This window comes from Aquimarina amphilecti, from assembly GCF_900109375.1.
Classification (GTDB): Bacteria; Bacteroidota; Bacteroidia; order Flavobacteriales; family Flavobacteriaceae; genus Aquimarina; species Aquimarina amphilecti.
Genome location: NZ_FOAB01000003.1, coordinates 192,408 through 209,357, shown reverse-complemented (window position 1 = coordinate 209,357; position 16,950 = coordinate 192,408). Strand labels below are relative to the sequence as shown.

General features: G+C 33.0%; 14 protein-coding genes and 1 tRNA gene. All 15 read left to right on the top strand.

Translation table 11 applies throughout. The features are described 5' to 3' along the window. The first annotated feature begins 13 nt into the window (after positions 1–13). The 15 genes from BMY33_RS08645 to BMY33_RS08575 all read left to right on the top strand — a co-directional run bounded on the left by BMY33_RS08645 (position 14) and on the right by BMY33_RS08575 (position 16,948). The gene (locus tag BMY33_RS08645; protein ID WP_091407566.1) at positions 14–1,234 is read left to right on the top strand and encodes an FtsW/RodA/SpoVE family cell cycle protein; all 1,221 of its coding nucleotides are present in this window, start codon (positions 14–16) and stop codon (positions 1,232–1,234) included. Then, on the top strand, positions 1,231–2,349 hold the full coding sequence (murG, locus tag BMY33_RS08640) for an undecaprenyldiphospho-muramoylpentapeptide beta-N-acetylglucosaminyltransferase (protein WP_091407564.1): 1,119 nt from the start codon (positions 1,231–1,233) through the stop codon (positions 2,347–2,349). Before BMY33_RS08645 ends, murG begins: the two co-directional genes overlap by 4 nt. Further along, positions 2,346–3,695 carry a UDP-N-acetylmuramate--L-alanine ligase gene (murC, locus tag BMY33_RS08635; RefSeq protein ID WP_091407562.1) on the top strand — a complete coding sequence of 450 codons (1,350 nt, stop codon included), beginning with the start codon at positions 2,346–2,348 and terminating at the stop codon, positions 3,693–3,695. The genes murG and murC overlap by 4 nt, the downstream gene beginning before the upstream one ends. Further along, positions 3,692–4,408: a cell division protein FtsQ/DivIB gene (locus BMY33_RS08630; RefSeq protein WP_091407560.1), complete on the top strand. Its 717-nt coding sequence runs from the start codon at positions 3,692–3,694 to the stop codon at positions 4,406–4,408. Before murC ends, BMY33_RS08630 begins: the two co-directional genes overlap by 4 nt. Positions 4,409–4,415: 7 nt before the next feature. Then, entirely contained in the window at positions 4,416–5,768 is a 1,353-nt protein-coding gene (gene ftsA / locus BMY33_RS08625) for a cell division protein FtsA (protein WP_091407558.1), read from the top strand. An 81-nt stretch (positions 5,769–5,849) separates the two neighbouring features. Next, positions 5,850–7,859, top strand: a complete 2,010-nt coding sequence (gene ftsZ, locus BMY33_RS08620; protein ID WP_091407556.1) for a cell division protein FtsZ — start codon at positions 5,850–5,852, stop codon at positions 7,857–7,859. Positions 7,860–7,956: 97 nt separating this feature from the next. Then, positions 7,957–8,406, top strand: coding sequence for a GatB/YqeY domain-containing protein (locus tag BMY33_RS08615; RefSeq protein ID WP_091407554.1), 450 nt, complete (start codon positions 7,957–7,959; stop codon positions 8,404–8,406). Positions 8,407–8,418: 12 nt separating this feature from the next. Then, positions 8,419–8,492, top strand: a tRNA-Arg gene (locus BMY33_RS08610). Between the two features lie 227 nt (positions 8,493–8,719). Further along, positions 8,720–10,459, top strand: coding sequence for a DUF4397 domain-containing protein (locus tag BMY33_RS08605; RefSeq protein WP_091407553.1), 1,740 nt, complete (start codon positions 8,720–8,722; stop codon positions 10,457–10,459). A 406-nt stretch (positions 10,460–10,865) separates the two neighbouring features. Beyond that, on the top strand, positions 10,866–11,429 hold the full coding sequence (locus tag BMY33_RS08600) for a hypothetical protein (RefSeq protein ID WP_091407551.1): 564 nt from the start codon (positions 10,866–10,868) through the stop codon (positions 11,427–11,429). Positions 11,430–11,436: 7 nt separating this feature from the next. Continuing rightward, complete coding sequence (locus BMY33_RS08595; RefSeq protein WP_091407549.1) at positions 11,437–12,018, top strand: acyltransferase; 582 nt, start codon at positions 11,437–11,439, stop codon at positions 12,016–12,018. Then, positions 12,015–12,989 carry a Gfo/Idh/MocA family protein gene (locus BMY33_RS08590; protein ID WP_027395894.1) on the top strand — a complete coding sequence of 325 codons (975 nt, stop codon included), beginning with the start codon at positions 12,015–12,017 and terminating at the stop codon, positions 12,987–12,989. The genes BMY33_RS08595 and BMY33_RS08590 overlap by 4 nt, the downstream gene beginning before the upstream one ends. A gap of 34 nt (positions 12,990–13,023) precedes the next feature. Beyond that, positions 13,024–14,469, top strand: a complete 1,446-nt coding sequence (locus tag BMY33_RS08585; RefSeq protein ID WP_091407548.1) for a lipopolysaccharide biosynthesis protein — start codon at positions 13,024–13,026, stop codon at positions 14,467–14,469. Then, a complete protein-coding gene (locus BMY33_RS08580; RefSeq protein WP_091407546.1) occupies positions 14,466–15,542 on the top strand; it encodes a glycosyltransferase in 1,077 nt (358 codons plus the stop codon). The genes BMY33_RS08585 and BMY33_RS08580 overlap by 4 nt, the downstream gene beginning before the upstream one ends. Continuing rightward, positions 15,539–16,948, top strand: coding sequence for a glycosyltransferase family 39 protein (locus tag BMY33_RS08575; RefSeq protein ID WP_091407545.1), 1,410 nt, complete (start codon positions 15,539–15,541; stop codon positions 16,946–16,948). Before BMY33_RS08580 ends, BMY33_RS08575 begins: the two co-directional genes overlap by 4 nt. The last annotated feature ends 2 nt before the right edge of the window (positions 16,949–16,950 follow it).

Below are 16,950 nucleotides of genomic sequence, written 5' to 3'. Positions count from 1 at the left end.
ATAGGAATATAAAGTGACAAAAGTTTTAAGAAATATAAAAGGAGATAAGGTAATATGGGCGATTGTTGCTCTATTAGCGTTGTTTTCATTTCTACCTGTATATAGTGCTAGTAGTAACTTGGCATATTTATATGGGGATGGAAATACTTTTGTGTTTTTGGTAAAGCATTTTGCGCATTTACTTTTAGGATTTGGAATTATGTATTGGGTTCATAAGATCCCATATCATTATTTTAAGGGGCTTTCAATTATTATGTTGCCTGTAGTAGTAGTCTTGTTGTTGTTTACTATGGCACAGAATAATACCATCGGAGGTGCAAATGCGAGTAGGTGGATTCGTTTGCCATTCGTAGGGGTTACTTTTCAGACTTCAACTTTGGCGGCGGTTGTTTTGATGGCTTATGTAGCGAGGTATTTGTCCAAAATAAGAGATAGAAAAATAACATTTAAAGAATCTTTAATACCTCTTTGGTTGCCTGTCTTTATCATTTTGATGTTGATATTACCAGCTAACTTTTCTACTGCAGCTATTATTTTTTCTATGGTAATCATGCTAGTTTTTTTAGGAGGTTATCCAATAAAACATATTGTAGTAGTATTGGGTACTGGTTTGTTAGCATTAACATTTTTTATCCTTACAGCAAAGGCATTTCCGGATGCTTTTCCAAATAGAGTTGATACTTGGGTTAGTAGGGCAGAAAATTTTTTTAACGATAAAGATACACCAGAAGATTATCAGATAGAGCGCGCAAAAATAGCTATTGCAAGAGGTGGAGTAATAGGTCAAGGTCCAGGGAAAAGTGTGCAAAGAAACTTTTTACCTCAATCTTCTTCAGATTTTATTTATGCTATTATTATTGAAGAATGGGGATTGGTAGGAGGAGTTTTTCTAATGTTTCTTTATTTAATGTTGTTGTTTAGGTTGGTCATTGTTGCGCATAAAAGTTTGGATGTATTTGGAAAACTACTAGTAATTGGCGTAGGTCTACCTATAGTCTTTCAAGCATTAATTAATATGGCTGTTGCTGTAGAGTTATTTCCTGTTACAGGTCAGACACTTCCTTTGGTCAGTAGTGGTGGGACATCAATTTGGATGACTTGTATGGCAATTGGTATGGTATTAAGTATAAGTAGTAGAAATATAACAGAAGAAGAATCTACTTCTGATAATGTAAATGATAATTTAGATACAAAAGAACAAAACCCATTAGAGGTATTGAGCGAAGCAATATGAAACAACAACCAAGAATCATATTATCAGGTGGAGGAACAGGAGGGCATATTTATCCTGCAATTTCTATAGCTAATGAATTAAAGGCTAGATATCCTGAGGCAGCTATATTATTTGTAGGAGCTAAAGATCGTATGGAAATGCAAAAGGTTCCAGAAGCAGGTTATGATATAGAGGGTTTATGGATCAGTGGTATCCAACGTAAATTGTCATTAAGCAATTTGTTGTTTCCTTTTAAGTTATTGAGTAGCCTTTGGAAATCAAAAAAGATCATTAAAAAATTTGCCCCCGATGTAGTAATTGGTACAGGTGGATTCGCGAGTGGTCCTTTGTTGAAAAAGGCAAATTCAGCAAGAATTCCGACAGTACTTCAGGAACAAAATTCTTATCCAGGGATTACAAATAAATGGTTAGCAAAAGGAGCTGATAAAATATGTGTTGCTTATGATAATATGGAGCGCTTTTTTCCTAAAGATAAAATTATAAAAACAGGTAACCCTGTTCGGCAAGATTTACTAGAGATCAATAGTAAGAGAGAAGATGCTATTACTAAATATAACTTGGACCCTGAAAAGAAAACAATCCTAGTGATCGGAGGAAGTCTTGGGGCTAGAAGGGTAAATCAACTAATAGAGAAAGAATTAGACTTTTTTAAGAAAAAGGAAGTTCAAGTGCTTTGGCAGTGTGGGAAGCTATATTACGATGAGTATAGAAAGCATGATAATATAAAAGATATTCAGGTTCATCAATTCTTGAATACAATGGACTTTGCATATGCAGCTGCTGATGTTGTTGTTTCTAGAGCAGGGGCTAGTTCTGTTTCAGAATTATGTATTGTAGCAAAACCGACATTGTTTATCCCGTCTCCAAATGTAGCAGAAGATCATCAAACTAAAAATGCCGATGCGATTGTAAGTAAAAATGGAGCTAAGATGTTAAAGGAGAATGAGCTGGATGAGAAGTTTCAGAAAACAATTTCTCAGTTATTATCGTCGGAAGCTATGCAAATTAAATTGACACATGCAATAAAGAAAATGGCATTACCGAATGCGACAAAAGATATAGTTGATGAGATAGAACTATTAATTAGAAAAGATAATGTTGAGGTTAAAAAATGAATAAAGAACTAAAAGATATAAAGAATATATATTTTGTTGGTATCGGTGGTATCGGTATGAGTGCTCTTGCTCGTTATTTTAAGTTTTTAGGTAAAAATGTTGGTGGTTATGACAAAACATCAACACAAATAACATCAGATTTAGAAGATTTAGGGGTTTCTATTCATTTTGAAGATAATGTGCAAACAATTCCAGAATCTTTTTTAAATGCAAATGAAACATTGGTAGTGTACACTCCTGCTATTCCAGTTACTCATTCAGAATTAAATTATCTAAAGGATAATAAATTTGTAGTTAAAAAGAGAGCAGAAATTTTAGGGATTATTACGCAAGGAGTATATACGCTAGCTGTGGCAGGAACTCATGGAAAAACTACAACTACAGCTATTTTAGCGCATTTGTTAAAAGAGAGCGGAGCAAAAGTTACTGCTTTTCTAGGAGGGATAAGTGAAAACTACAATTCGAATCTAATTCTTGAAGGAAATGATGTTGTAGTGGTAGAAGCTGACGAATTTGATAGATCATTTTTGCAGTTATACCCTGATATAGTTTCGATTACTTCGATGGATGCGGATCATCTTGATATTTATAAAAAAGCAAATGCATTAGAAGAGTCGTTTGTTGAATTCTCTTCTAGAGCAAAGGATCATCTTTTAGTCTGTAATGGATTGCCATTATCTGGGAGCACCTTTGGTGTAGAAGATGAAGCTGATTATTGTGCTTATAACGTAAGGATTGATAATGGGACGTATATTTTTGATTTAAAAACACCAACTCAAGTTATTAAGGATTTGCATTTAAACCTGCCAGGTAAACATAACTTGTTAAATGCTATCACGGCCTTTGCTATGGCAATGCTTTACGGCTCCCCGACCGCTGCCTTAGCAAAGGCTTTATTTTCTTTTAAAGGAGTTCAAAGGCGCTTTAGTTACCAAATAAAATCTGAAGACCTGGTATTTGTTGATGATTATGCACATCATCCTACAGAAATTAATGCTTTACATCAGGCTATAAGAGAAATGCATCCGGGGAAAAAGGTTTTGGCAATTTTTCAACCTCATTTGTTTACTAGAACTAAAGATTTTGGATCAGAATTTGCTGAAAGTTTAGGTCAATTTGATCAATTGTTGTTATTAGATATATATCCTGCAAGAGAATTGCCAATAGAAGGAATAACTTCAGAGTGGTTGTTAGAAATGATAGATCTCGAAGATAAAAAAATAGTAACAAAGAGTCGTTTAATAGATGAGATTCTAAAAAGTAATGCTCAGGTTATAACGACTATTGGAGCTGGTGATATAGGAGAAGAAGTTGATAATATAAAAGAAGCATTGTTAACTGTATGAAGAAAGTTTTGACATACACAAAATTTATCGGTCTTATAGGATTGATTATATTTCTTTTTGCTTTTACAGGGAATCGAAATGAGAAAAGAAAGATAAAAGAAGTAGAAATAGAATTCGTTGAAGAACAGAATCTTTACATAAATGAATTGACGGTTAATAAATTGTTAATACAAAATCAGGTTGGGGTGACGGATGTAGGTAAAGAAATTTTAGTTTTGAATATTGTAGAGAAGGGGCTGGATACACACAAAATGATCGAGGATTCAGATGTGTATCTCACTGTAAACGGACAACTTAAGGCGAGAATTAAACAGCGTACACCAGTCGCTAGGGTAAACGCGGTTGTTCCTTTTTATGTTGATGTTACGGGTAATACGATGCCATTGTCGGATAATTATTCAGCTCATGTTCCTCTAGTAAACAATGTTTCAGAACGAGAAGTTTCGGAAGTTTTTCCATTATTACGAAAAATTCAAGAAGATGAGTTTTTAAAAAAGCACATAATAAGTGTTTATCGAAACGTAAACGGACATTATGAATTAGGATTACGCGTTTATGGTTTTGAAGTGGTTTTTGGTAAAATCGAGTTTTTAGATAGTAAGGTTAGAAATTTCAAAGCTTTTTATCAAAAAGCTTTGAAAGATAAAAGCTTAGAAAAATATAAGAAAGTTAGTTTACAGTTTAGGAATCAAGTTGTGTGTACAATAAAATGATACCAATATGGCAAGAGAAGAAAATGAAATAGCGGTAGGATTAGATATAGGAACAACTAAGATTGTTGCTATGGTGGGGAGATATAATGAGTATGGAAAGATGGAGGTTTTGGGTGTTGGTAAATCCAAGAGTCTTGGTGTACACCGTGGTGTAGTGAATAATATTACACAAACAATACAATCAATACAGCAAGCAGTTCAGGAAGCAGAAAGTGTTTCTGAAGTAAAAATTAGTGAAGTAACAGTAGGAATAGCTGGTCAACACATAAGAAGTTTACAGCATAGTGATTATATCACACGTCCCAATGCAGATGCGGTTATTGATGAGGATGATATTGATACACTTTGTAATCAAGTACATAAACTTGTGATGTTACCTGGTGAAGAAATATTACATGTGTTGCCACAGGAATACAAAGTTGATGGTCAAGCTGAAATAAAGGAGCCTGTGGGAATGTATGGTGGACGTTTAGAAGCTAATTTCCACGTGGTAGTTGGTCAGGTAACTTCTATTCGTAATATCGGAAGATGTGTTAAAAGTTCTGGATTAGAATTGTCAGACGTTACATTAGAACCTTTAGCTTCTGCGAATGCAGTATTAAGTCAGGAAGAAAAAGAGGCAGGAGTAGCTTTAATCGATATTGGAGGAGGAACGACAGATCTTGCAATTTTCAAAGATGGAATTATTCGCCATACGGCAGTTATACCATTTGGAGGAAATGTAATAACTGAAGATATAAAAGAAGGTTGTTCTATAATAGAAAAACAGGCTGAATTACTTAAAATTAAATTTGGATCTGCTTGGCCTGGAGAAAATAAGGATAATGAAATTGTTTCTATTCCTGGGCTAAGAGGAAGGGAACCAAAAGAGATTACATTAAAAAACTTATCTAAGATTATTCATGCACGGGTGGTAGAGATCATAGAGCAGGTTTTCTTAGAAATAAAAAATTATGGTCACGAGTCTCCAAAGAAAAAGTTGATTGCGGGAATCGTGTTAACAGGTGGAGGATCTCAATTAAAGCATTTAAAACAGCTAGTAGAATATATTACAGGTATGGATACTCGAATAGGATATCCAAATGAGCATTTAGCAGGTAATAGTGATCCAGAAACCACAAGTCCAATGTATGCTACAGCAGTTGGTTTAGTAATGGATAGTCTTGTGCATATTAGCAAACGAGAGAAAGCAGCGACAAAAGAGGCTTTGGTGCAAGAGGAATCAAAAGAAGAAACGACAACTATCGAAGGAGAAGGTATTGAAGAAGAGGAAAAACAAGTTGTAGATAATAGACCAAGAAAAAACATTCTAGAGAAATGGACAGAAAAGTTCAAAGAGTTTTTAGATAATGCAGAATAGACGGAAAAATTATATAGTTCAGTTTTGAACGTAAAAAAATATTAAAAAAACAAAAGTAAGAGAACAAGAAAATTAGCAATTATGAGTGACAACGAGGAGTTCGAAAACATTTCTTTTGATTTACCCAAGAATCAATCAAATGTAATTAAAGTTATTGGAGTTGGAGGAGGTGGTAGTAATGCCATTAATCATATGTTCCAGCAGGGGATCAAAGGAGTTGATTTCGTTATTTGTAATACAGATGCGCAAGCATTAGAAAATAGTCCTATTCCAAATAAGATACAGTTGGGAGTGTCTCTTACAGAAGGTTTAGGAGCTGGTGCCAACCCAGAAGTGGGTGAGCAATCAGCTGTAGAGAGTTACGAAGAGATAAAGCGAATGTTGGATACCAATACCAAAATGATTTTTATCACTGCAGGTATGGGAGGAGGAACTGGAACAGGAGCAGCACCTATTATTGCCAAAATGGCAAGAGAGTTAGATATTCTAACGGTAGGGATTGTTACTATTCCATTTCAGTTCGAAGGAAAAATGCGTAATGAGCAAGCGCAATTAGGAGTAGAAAAACTTCGTGCGCATGTAGATTCTTTGGTTGTTATTAATAATAATAAACTAAGAGAAGTATATGGTAACTTAGGTTTTAAAGCAGGTTTCTCTAAAGCAGATGAAGTTTTAGCTACAGCATCTAGAGGGATAGCAGAAGTAATAACACATCATTATACTCAGAATATTGATTTACGTGATGCAAAAACAGTACTTAGTAATAGTGGTACAGCAATAATGGGGTCCGCTAATGCCTCTGGTGCTAAACGTGCTCACGATGCTATTGTAAAAGCATTAGACTCGCCGTTACTTAATGATAATAAAATCACGGGAGCTAAAAATGTGTTATTATTAATTGTTTCTGGAAAAGAAGAAATTACTATTGATGAAATTGGAGAAATCAATGATCATATTCAGCAAGAAGCTGGTCATGGTGCCAATATCATTATGGGGGTTGGAGAAGATGAGTCACTAGAAGATGCAATTTCTGTAACTGTAATTGCTACTGGTTTTGATGTTGAGCAACAAGATGAAATTGTTAATACAGAAACAAAAAGAATAATTCACACATTAGAAGAAGAACAGAGAGCAACAACTCAGGATTTAACACCTAAATCAACTTCTAAAACTACTCCTGAAATAACTCCAACACCTCCAAAAGAAGTAGTCAAGGAAGAGCCAATAATTATTAAGCATGAGTTGGTAGAAGAAGAGGAAGAAGATATTAATGAATCTTTACTATTACCTACTACTGAGTTTTTGAAGAATATAGAGGTGATAGAGCATGAAGAAGTAAGTCCTTTTTCTGTAGAAAATGATTTTGTAATAATCAATGCTCAGGATATTATTAATCAAATTGAGGTCAATGATGCTAATGAAATAGCAGAGCAAGAAAAGATAAAAGAAGAAGAGGATCAATTTACTTTGGCATTTGATATGCCTGTAAGCGGAAATGAAGAGCAAAATATCGAAACGGTTGATGCTACTCCTGCTGTTCCTGTGTCTCCTGTTGTGAAACAAGAAGAAGAGGAAAAGCCAATAATTTTTGATCTTACAGATGATATTTTAGAAGTAGAGGTAAATGAACCTATAGAAGTAGTTCCAGTGGACGAAACCGTATCAGGAGGAGTTCGTAAGTATAGTCTTGAAGAGTATATGGAAGAAGAGAAAAGACTTACTGATGCTAAACCTGAATCAGAAGTAATGGAACAGGATAAAGAGGTAGTTTTTGAGAAGAAGACTTTAGCTCCAACTCCAGAAGAAGAACCTTCTGAAAATGCCGATCCTGTAGATCAACCAATTTCAGAAACTCTAAAAGCTAGAGCCGCAGAACGTAGAGCTAAAATGAAGGAGTTTAATTATAAGTTTAGGAATAATGCATCTAATATTGATGATATTGAGAAAGAACCTGCTTATAAACGTGCTGGATTAGATGTAGATTCTAAGCCTGGGTCATCTGAATTGTCTAGAACTTCATTAGGTACAGATAGCAATGATGATATTCAATTACGGAAAAATAATTCTTTTTTACATGATAATGTAGACTAAGAATTACCAAAATAGTTCTTAAGATAAACCGATAATCTAAAATGGATTATCGGTTTATTTTTTATCTTCGCAATCCAAAAGATTAAAACCACTAGTTATGAGTTTACAGGCGAAAGTAATGACTGCCATGAAAGAAGCAATGAAAGCTAAAGATACTAATGCTTTAACATCATTGCGTGCTATTAAATCTGCTATTTTATTAGCTCAAACAGAAAGTGGAGCTAAAGAAGAATTAAGCGAAGATCAGGAGTTGAAATTACTGCAAAAATTAGTGAAACAACGTAAGGATAGTGCTGTTATTTTTACTGAACAAGGAAGGGATGATCTAGCACAACCAGAAATTGATCAAGCTAAGGTAATTGAACAATTTTTACCTGAGCAAATGAGTGAAGAAGAAATAGAAAAGGTAATTGTAGATATTATTGCTAAAACTGGTGCAGAAGGAATGAAAGATATGGGGAAAGTAATGGGAATGGCGTCAGGACAATTAACTGGTAAAGCAGATGGGAAAACAATCTCTACCATTGTAAAAGCTAAATTATCTTAAGATTTTTTAATAGGCCCAGTGGCGCAACTGAATAGCGCATCAGATTTCGGCTCTGAGGGTTGGGGGTTTGAATCCCTCCTGGGTCACTCAAAAAGACAAGCATTTAGCTTGTCTTTTTTTTATTTTATAATATTAGCTTGATCCTGTTTTTCTGATAAATACGCTACTGGTAAACTCCAAAGAGGTTTGCTAAAATTTGGTTTTTTATAACATTTCATTGGTAAAATTTTATTAAATGTTCGAATGTTTAAGGTTCTTAAATATCTTAAATTGAATGTGTTAAATAAATTATTACACATTAATCGTCATAGCCATGAAAAAATCAACTTACCTATTTATGTTTGTTTTCCTGTTAATAGGAAATTACACAATCGCTCAGACAGCAAGAGTTCAGGTGATACATAATTCACCAGATTTGGCAGCCGCCACGGTAGATATTTATGTAAATGGAAGTATCCCAGATGCTTCTTTGGATAACATAATGTTTCGAACAGCTTCTCCATTTTTAACCGTTCCAACAGATACGGCATTAACAATTGATATTACTGCTCCTGATGCAGTGGATAATAGTACTCCTATTTTTACCAAACAACTAAACCTAGCAGATGGATTTACATATATTTTGGTTGCTGATGGTATAGTAAGTGACACAGGATATGAACCTAATATTCCTTTTGATGTTTTTAGTTATGCTTTTGGACAAGAATCTGGATTAAATGGAGCTTCTAATACGGATATTGTTTTGCATCACGGAGGAGTGGATGCTCCAACAGAGATTGATATTATTGATGGAGCGGCAGCGCCGGGAGCACCAGCAATTTTTAATAGTGCTGATTATGGAACTTTTGTTGGAAGAGATAATTCTGAAACTACTAATGGAAGATATAAATCATTGCCTTCTATTGATTATGTTATAAAGGTTACTGATGAAGCTACTGTAGAAACTATAGAAGCTTATGATGCCACGTTAACCGATTTAGAAGGGGTTAATTTAGCTGGTGATGCAGTTGTACTTGTTGCTAGTGGATTTTTAGATCCTACGGTAAATAGTGATGGAGCTGATTTTGGATTATTCGTGTTTAGTGCACTTGGAGGAGGTGGCGTTGGATTAGAAATTCCTGCAGTTCCTAAGGCTTCAGTTCAGTTGATTCATAATAGTCCGGATGCTGGCCCAGTAGATGTTTATGTAGAAAATGTATTGACATTTGAGGATGTGAATTTTAGAGTAGCGAGCCCTTTTTTCGAAACGTTTGCAAAAATTAACCTCAAAATTGATGTTAGACCTGCTAATGCTGCTGCTACTTCTATTCCAGTTTTATCGGAAATAGTAACTCTAGATGAAAATAACGATTATATTATTGTGGTAGATGGTTTAGTTAGTGGTTCTGGCGCTAGTGCATTGAATTACGAAATATATGATTTAGCAAGACAAGCAGCTAATGATAATACTAAAGTAGATGTTTTAGTACATCACGGATCACCAGATACTCCATCAGTAGATATTTTCGAAACAGCAATTACAAATGGAGCGGAATTAGTTGATGATATTTCATATACCGATTTTGACGGATACCAAACATTAGATCCTACAGCTTATGTTTTGGAGGTAAGAGAAGAAGGAACAACCAATGTGCTTAATGAAAGTAATGCGGATATATCAGGATTTATTGGGCAATCTATAACAATTATAGCAAGTGGTTTGCTTACACCTTCATCGGGAAATGAAGATCAAGCGCTAGAGTTATATGTGTTTACTTCTAGTGGAGGTGCAGGTATTGGATTAGGAAATACACTTTCTGTAGATGAATTTAATGAAAGTAATACACGAATTTGGCCGAACCCTGTATTATCCGAAGTAAATATTCAAATTCCTTTTTTATATAATAAAGGAACTGTTCAAATTTTTGATATTATAGGAAAACAAATGACTTCAGAGAATTTAGAGAAGAATACAGTGAATACAGTTGATGTTTCTCAACTTGGAACAGGGATATATATTCTTCAATTAAATATTGATGGCAAAAACCTTACTACTAAAATTGAAATTAGATAGAATTTTTTAACATATTAATTTTAAAAGCATTTATAGAGAAAACAGGTCGCCTTTTGGTAACCTGTTTTTTTATAAAATGAAGTTTGTAATTCTAGTTTTGTTTTACAGTTAACGAAAATTTTGCGTTTTGATCGATAATAAGCACTTTTTAAAATACGCAATAGAAGTATTAAGATTGAAAATTGTAAAATTCGTGATATATAGGAAAAATTGTGATTAAAAATAACCAGATGATGATTGTCTATTTAGGTTGTAATAATTGCTATAAACTTATCAGAGTAATGAAAAATATGTGTATTCCAAAGCTGTAAAATGTTATGGAGGTATACGAATAAATGTTCTCTTTACGTTATGATTAATAAAATGTATGATGAAAGTTGTTAGCATATGCTTATGTCTTTTTTTTATGTTTACGACGATAGATGTTAACTCACAAGCATATCTTGATGATGATAATCCTTGGATTCTTGGATTTGGATTAAATGTGATTTATGATTCTGGAGAAGGAATTAATGGAGTTTTTGATGTTAAAGACAACTATAATTATAGTAATCCATTTAGAATTGTCATAGAGAAAAGATTTAAGAATGATTATGGTTTTGAAGTTGCTGGATCTTTTAATAGATTTTTGGAAGGTAAAAATGTAAATGGAAGTATAGCAAGAGAGGATACCAATTTTTTTGGAATAGAAGGAATGTTTAAATATTACCTAACAAATCTATATCTTAATAAGTATAGAGCAATGTATGAAGGGTATATGAGTTCTGGCGTTGGCGTTGGATTTTATGATGGCGAAATGGCAACAACGGCTAATGTTGGTATAGGTATTAATTACTATATTACTGAGAGTTTACGTCTTAATGGACAGGTTACTGGAAATTTTTCAGTGGATAATAGTAAAGTAGGAAGTAATTATATTCAATATAACCTTGGTTTTATTATAAGACTTAAGGATGATGATTTTAACTAAATAATAAATGGACCAAGAATATTTTGTGCATAAATCATCTTACGTGGATGATAACTGTAGCATTGGTAAAGGAACCAAAATATGGCATTTTTCTCATATAATGTCTTCAAGTCAAATTGGAGAAAATTGTAATATAGGACAAAATGTAGTGATATCTCCAGAAGTGATTATTGGCAATAATGTAAAAATTCAGAATAATGTATCAGTATATACAGGAGTGATCTGTGATGATGATGTTTTTCTGGGGCCTTCTTGCGTATTTACCAATGTGATTAACCCAAGAAGTGCAGTCAATAGGAGAGGGCAATATACTAAAACTCATATCGGTAAAGGTGCTTCTGTTGGAGCGAATGCTACCATTGTATGCGGCCATGATATAGGAGCATATGCTTTTATAGGCGCAGGTGCTGTAGTAACAAAAACTATTAAATCATATGCTCTAGTAGTTGGTAATCCAGCAAAACAAATAGGTTGGATGAGTGAATATGGACATCGATTAAATTTTGATACCAATGGATGGTCTGTTTGCCCAGAAAGTAACGAAACATATAAATTAGAAAATAAAACTGTCTCAAAACAAAAAAAATGAACAAAAACTTTGCTATTGTAGGGGTAGGAGGATATATCGCACCCCGTCATTTGAAAGCTATTAAGGATACCAATAATAATTTAATCGCAGCCTTAGATAAATTCGACAGTGTTGGAATTATGGATAGTTATTTTCCGGAAGCTCATTTTTTTGTGGAGTTCGAAAGGTTTGATAGGCATATAGAGAAAATAAAAAGGAGGAAAAATATAGCATTAGATTATGTTAGTATCTGTACTCCTAATTACCTTCATGATTCTCATATAAGGATGGCATTACGAAGAGGAGCACATGCTATTTGTGAAAAACCAATAGTTATAAATCCTTGGAATGTGGATCAGCTGATAGAGATTGAAAACGAATCAGAACATAATGTATATTCGATTTTGCAGCTTAGAATTCATGAAAGTATTATTGCTTTAAAAAAGAAAGTTGATCAAGGACCAAAAGATAAAATATATGATATTGACTTAACATATCTAACTTCTAGAGGAAATTGGTATTATACTTCTTGGAAAGGGGATGTTTCTAAATCTGGAGGAATAGCAACAAATATAGGAGTGCATTTTTATGACATGTTATCATGGATATTTGGTAAAGTAACTAAAAATGTGGTTCATAAACTTACCGACGATACGGCTGCAGGATATTTAGAATTTGAGAAAGCAAGAGTACGATGGTTTTTATCTATTGATTACAATAATATTCCTGAAAAGGTTAAAAAAGAGGGGAAAAGAACTTACCGATCAATTACCGTAAATGGAGAAGAAATTGAATTTAGTGGAGGATTTACTGAATTGCATACAAATAGTTACAAATCAATCCTAAATGGCAATGGTTATGGACTAAAAGATGCAAGACAATCTATAGAAATTGTTCACGATATCCGAAATGCTTCTATTTCCGAATTAAAGAATGATTATCATCCTTTTCTAAAGTCTACTAAGGATGGACTTTTAAAAAGTAATGTTTAATCTCATAGATTAAACATTTAAATTATTTGGATAAGTGACCAGCCTCAAGAAAAAAGCTGTTGGCGGAGTAATCTGGAGTGGCGTAGATAAATCATCAACGATGTTGATACAATTTGTTTTTGGAATTGTATTAGCCCGTTTATTATTGCCTGAAGATTATGGACTTATAGGAATGATCACTATTTTTATAACCGTATCTCAGGCTATTGTAGAAAGTGGTTTCAGTAGAGCTCTGATCCAAAAAAAAGAAGCAAATCAGATAGATTATTCTACAACCTTCTTTTTTAATTTTTTGATAAGTATCTGTATTTATGGAATACTTTATATAGTAGCTCCTTTTATTGCTGGGTTTTATGAAGAGCCTTTGTTGATAGATCTTATTAAAGTAGTTGGCCTTAATGTAATTGTTTCATCTTTTGCGATCATTCAGAGAACTATTTTGATTAAAAAAATCAATTTTAAGGCACAAGCTATTGTAAATATTACTTCTGGCTTAATCGGTGCTTTTGTTGGGATTGGTTGTGCACTCTCAGGCTTAGGAGTATGGTCATTGGTGTTGCAATATTTATCTAGAAATTTTGCTACCTCAGTCTTGTTTTGGATTTTTAATGATTGGAGACCATCCTTTATATTTAGTATAAACGCATTAAAAAAACTATTTAATTTTGGATCAAAAATTTTAGCATCTACATTATTATATGCTGCTTTTCAAAATATATATTTAGTAGTAATCGGTAAAATATACAAATCTGAAGAATTAGGGTATTATACCCGAGCTACTCTTTTTAAGCAAATTCCCGCAACATTAGTAACAACGATCATGCAAAATGTTACATTTCCTATATTGGTAGATGTTATAGAAGATGATGAACGTGTTAGGAAAATCATGAAAAGAAGTGTTCGGTTAACTTCCTTTCTTCTTTTTCCTATGATAACTATTTTAATAGCTTTTGCAAATCCACTAGTACTAGTGTTATTAACAGAAAAATGGTTGCCAACAGTTGTTTTACTTCAAATTTTGGCAATTGGAGTTATATTTTTTCCTATCAATGCGATCAACTCTAATTTTATTAATGCAAAAGGGCGTTCTGATTTATTCTTAAAATTAGAAATTATTAATAATATCCTCATTGTAATAACATTGGGTATCACCTATAGTTTTGGGATAGAAATAATCGCCGTGGGATATGTCATAGTATCATTTATAGGCTTTTTTACATATGCTTATTATAGTGGAAAATATATTGGTTATTCTGGTTTCAAACAAATAATAGATATGTTACAATATGCCTTTGTTAGTATATTTTTAACTGCAGGGAGCTATTTTCTGTGGAGTTTTATAGAGGATCAATTACTATATCTTGTATTAGGAATATGTACTGTAGGAATTGGATATATAGTCTGCGCGCATCTTTTGAAATTTGAGGAATATGAAGAAATAAAATCTATTATCCGAAAGAAAATAGGAAAAGCATCTTGAGAGTTATACATATCATATCAACTTTAAATTTAGGTGGTGCTGAGAATTTTGTGGTTCAATTCGCTAACCAACAATCTGAGACTGATGAAATAATAGTCGTTGTACTTAGGCAATCAGATGCATATCATAATTATATTTCTAAAATTAACGCTAGAATAAAGTTGATTCAGCTTGATTGGAAAAAGAAGTATAGCGGTATTCAATTTATTGAATTAGATCGGATTTTAAAAATAGAACAACCCGATATAATTCATGTCCATTTACACAATCCGCTATATTATGTATACGGATTATCATTCATAAGAAAGAAGTATAAGTATGTGCATACCATGCATAATAGTTTTACTATTTGGAAACCAGTTATGAGGTTGTGCAATAGGTTACGATTTTTAAATAACAGTGTATTACACATTTGTGTGTCAAGATCAATTTATGAAGAATTAAAACTGAATTTTCCTAAATTAAAAACTACATATGTAGAAAACGGAATACAAAGGTATCAACCACTAAGAAGTCAGCAGCAGGTTAAAGATTATTGGAATCAAAGTTTGAAATGTAAGGAAACGGATTTTAGATTTTTAATGATAGCTAATAATTCTCCATTTAAAAATGTTTCATTACTGATTGATGCCTGTAAGATTTTACAAATGAAGTACTCCCAAATCAAGTGTTTAATTGTAGGTAACGTAAGCGAAGAGAAAAGAATATCTGAAAACATTTTTTTCTCTGGAGTACAGAATGATGCTGCTGATTTTATAACACAAGCAGATGCTTTATGTGTGGTTTCTACAGAAGAGGGAATGCCAATTGTTGCTTTAGAAGCCTTATCCTTGGGAGTTCCGGTAATTTCTACTCCTGCAGGAGGAATGAAGGATGTAGTTAATCATGGATATAATGGATTTATTACAAAGGATTTTACAATAGAATCATTTTGTAACAATGTTTTAACCTTTTTACGGTTATCAGAAGAGGAAAGAAAGTTGTTGAAATTAAATGCGAAAGATTCTTTTTCAAAGAAATATTCGATTAATCAAGTTCATCAATCTTACTTAAAAGCTTATAAAGTGCTATGATCTGGAATAAAACATACTCAAGTATTGCAATACTATTTTCAATAGTAGTATTGTTATTCCACATATTGTTGTTTTCGGAGTATACGATGCCATTATTAATTCTATTAGGAGGATTAGGAACTATATTTCTGTTTTTTGTAGCCTTATATCAATATGCAAAGTGTTGGGAATTTACAAAACAATTCAAAAAGAAACTATTTTTACATAGTGTCGTATATAGAACATTGGCGGTAATTGCGATGTATGTGCTTACGATGTCTTTTGATGCGGATAGTCTACCTTTTGAAATTGGTGCGATTGATTCTGTAAATTACCATATTTCGGGAGAATTGGTAGAGCAAGCACTTGAAAAGGGAATTAGCATTCAGAATGAACTATCAGGGTTTTGGAAAGGAGCTTCGGATTATGGTTTCTCAGTTATTATTGGTTTTCTATATTATATTTTTGGTGCGTATCCTTTGGTCGTTAAAATCTTTAATATTCTTGTAGGGAGTTTGATAGCAATAAGGATTTATCAAATTACGCAGTATGTTTTTGATGAAAAACGAGCCAGATTATCTGGAATTCTAGTGATGCTAATGCCGCCTCTGTTGTGGTTTAGTAGTATGGTGCTAAAAGAAACCTTTTTGATGTTTATTATTGTCAATGTTGGATATTTGATAATAAAACTAGTACACAATGCTAGGTTTAAGTGGCTTATTTTAGCACTTATTGTATTTCAGGTAGCAATTACGTTATATTTTAGAACGGTAATGGCTCCTTTATTGTTGATATGTATTTTACTGCAGATCATATTTCTAAAAACTAGAAAAAAGAATTATCGTATATTATCTATATGTGTTTCTGTTTTAATGGTCTATGGCAGCTATATTGTTGTGGAACAATTAGGGATGAAGGAAAGTGTTGATACTATTATTGCCGCTAGCCAAAATCAATTTGATAACGAACTGTCATATGCGGCACAATCGAGAGGTATTAGTTATACTAAAGCGATTGTAGCACCTTTATTAATTGCCGGAGCAATTGTTACCCCATTTCCATCCTTATTAAATTTTGAAGAAGCTCAATTAGGAATCTATGCGCATTTTTTTAATGAGATCATACGAAACAGTTTGTACTTTTTTGTTTTTGTTGGACTTTTTAGGATTGTAAAACATAGAAATAAAGGGTCTGTTTTTATATCCAGCTTTTCCATAGGATATATTTTAATTCTAGCAATTTCTGGAATTTCATTTCAAGATAGATTTCAGGTATTGGCATTACCATTTTTAATCATTTTCATGGCAGACGGGATTTTTACAAATTATCTAAAAAAAATGATGCATTGGAAACTATACTTATGCTTCATTTTCCTAGCTATTTTAATGTGGAACTTATTTAAACTTTCTAACAGAGGACTCTTATAAAT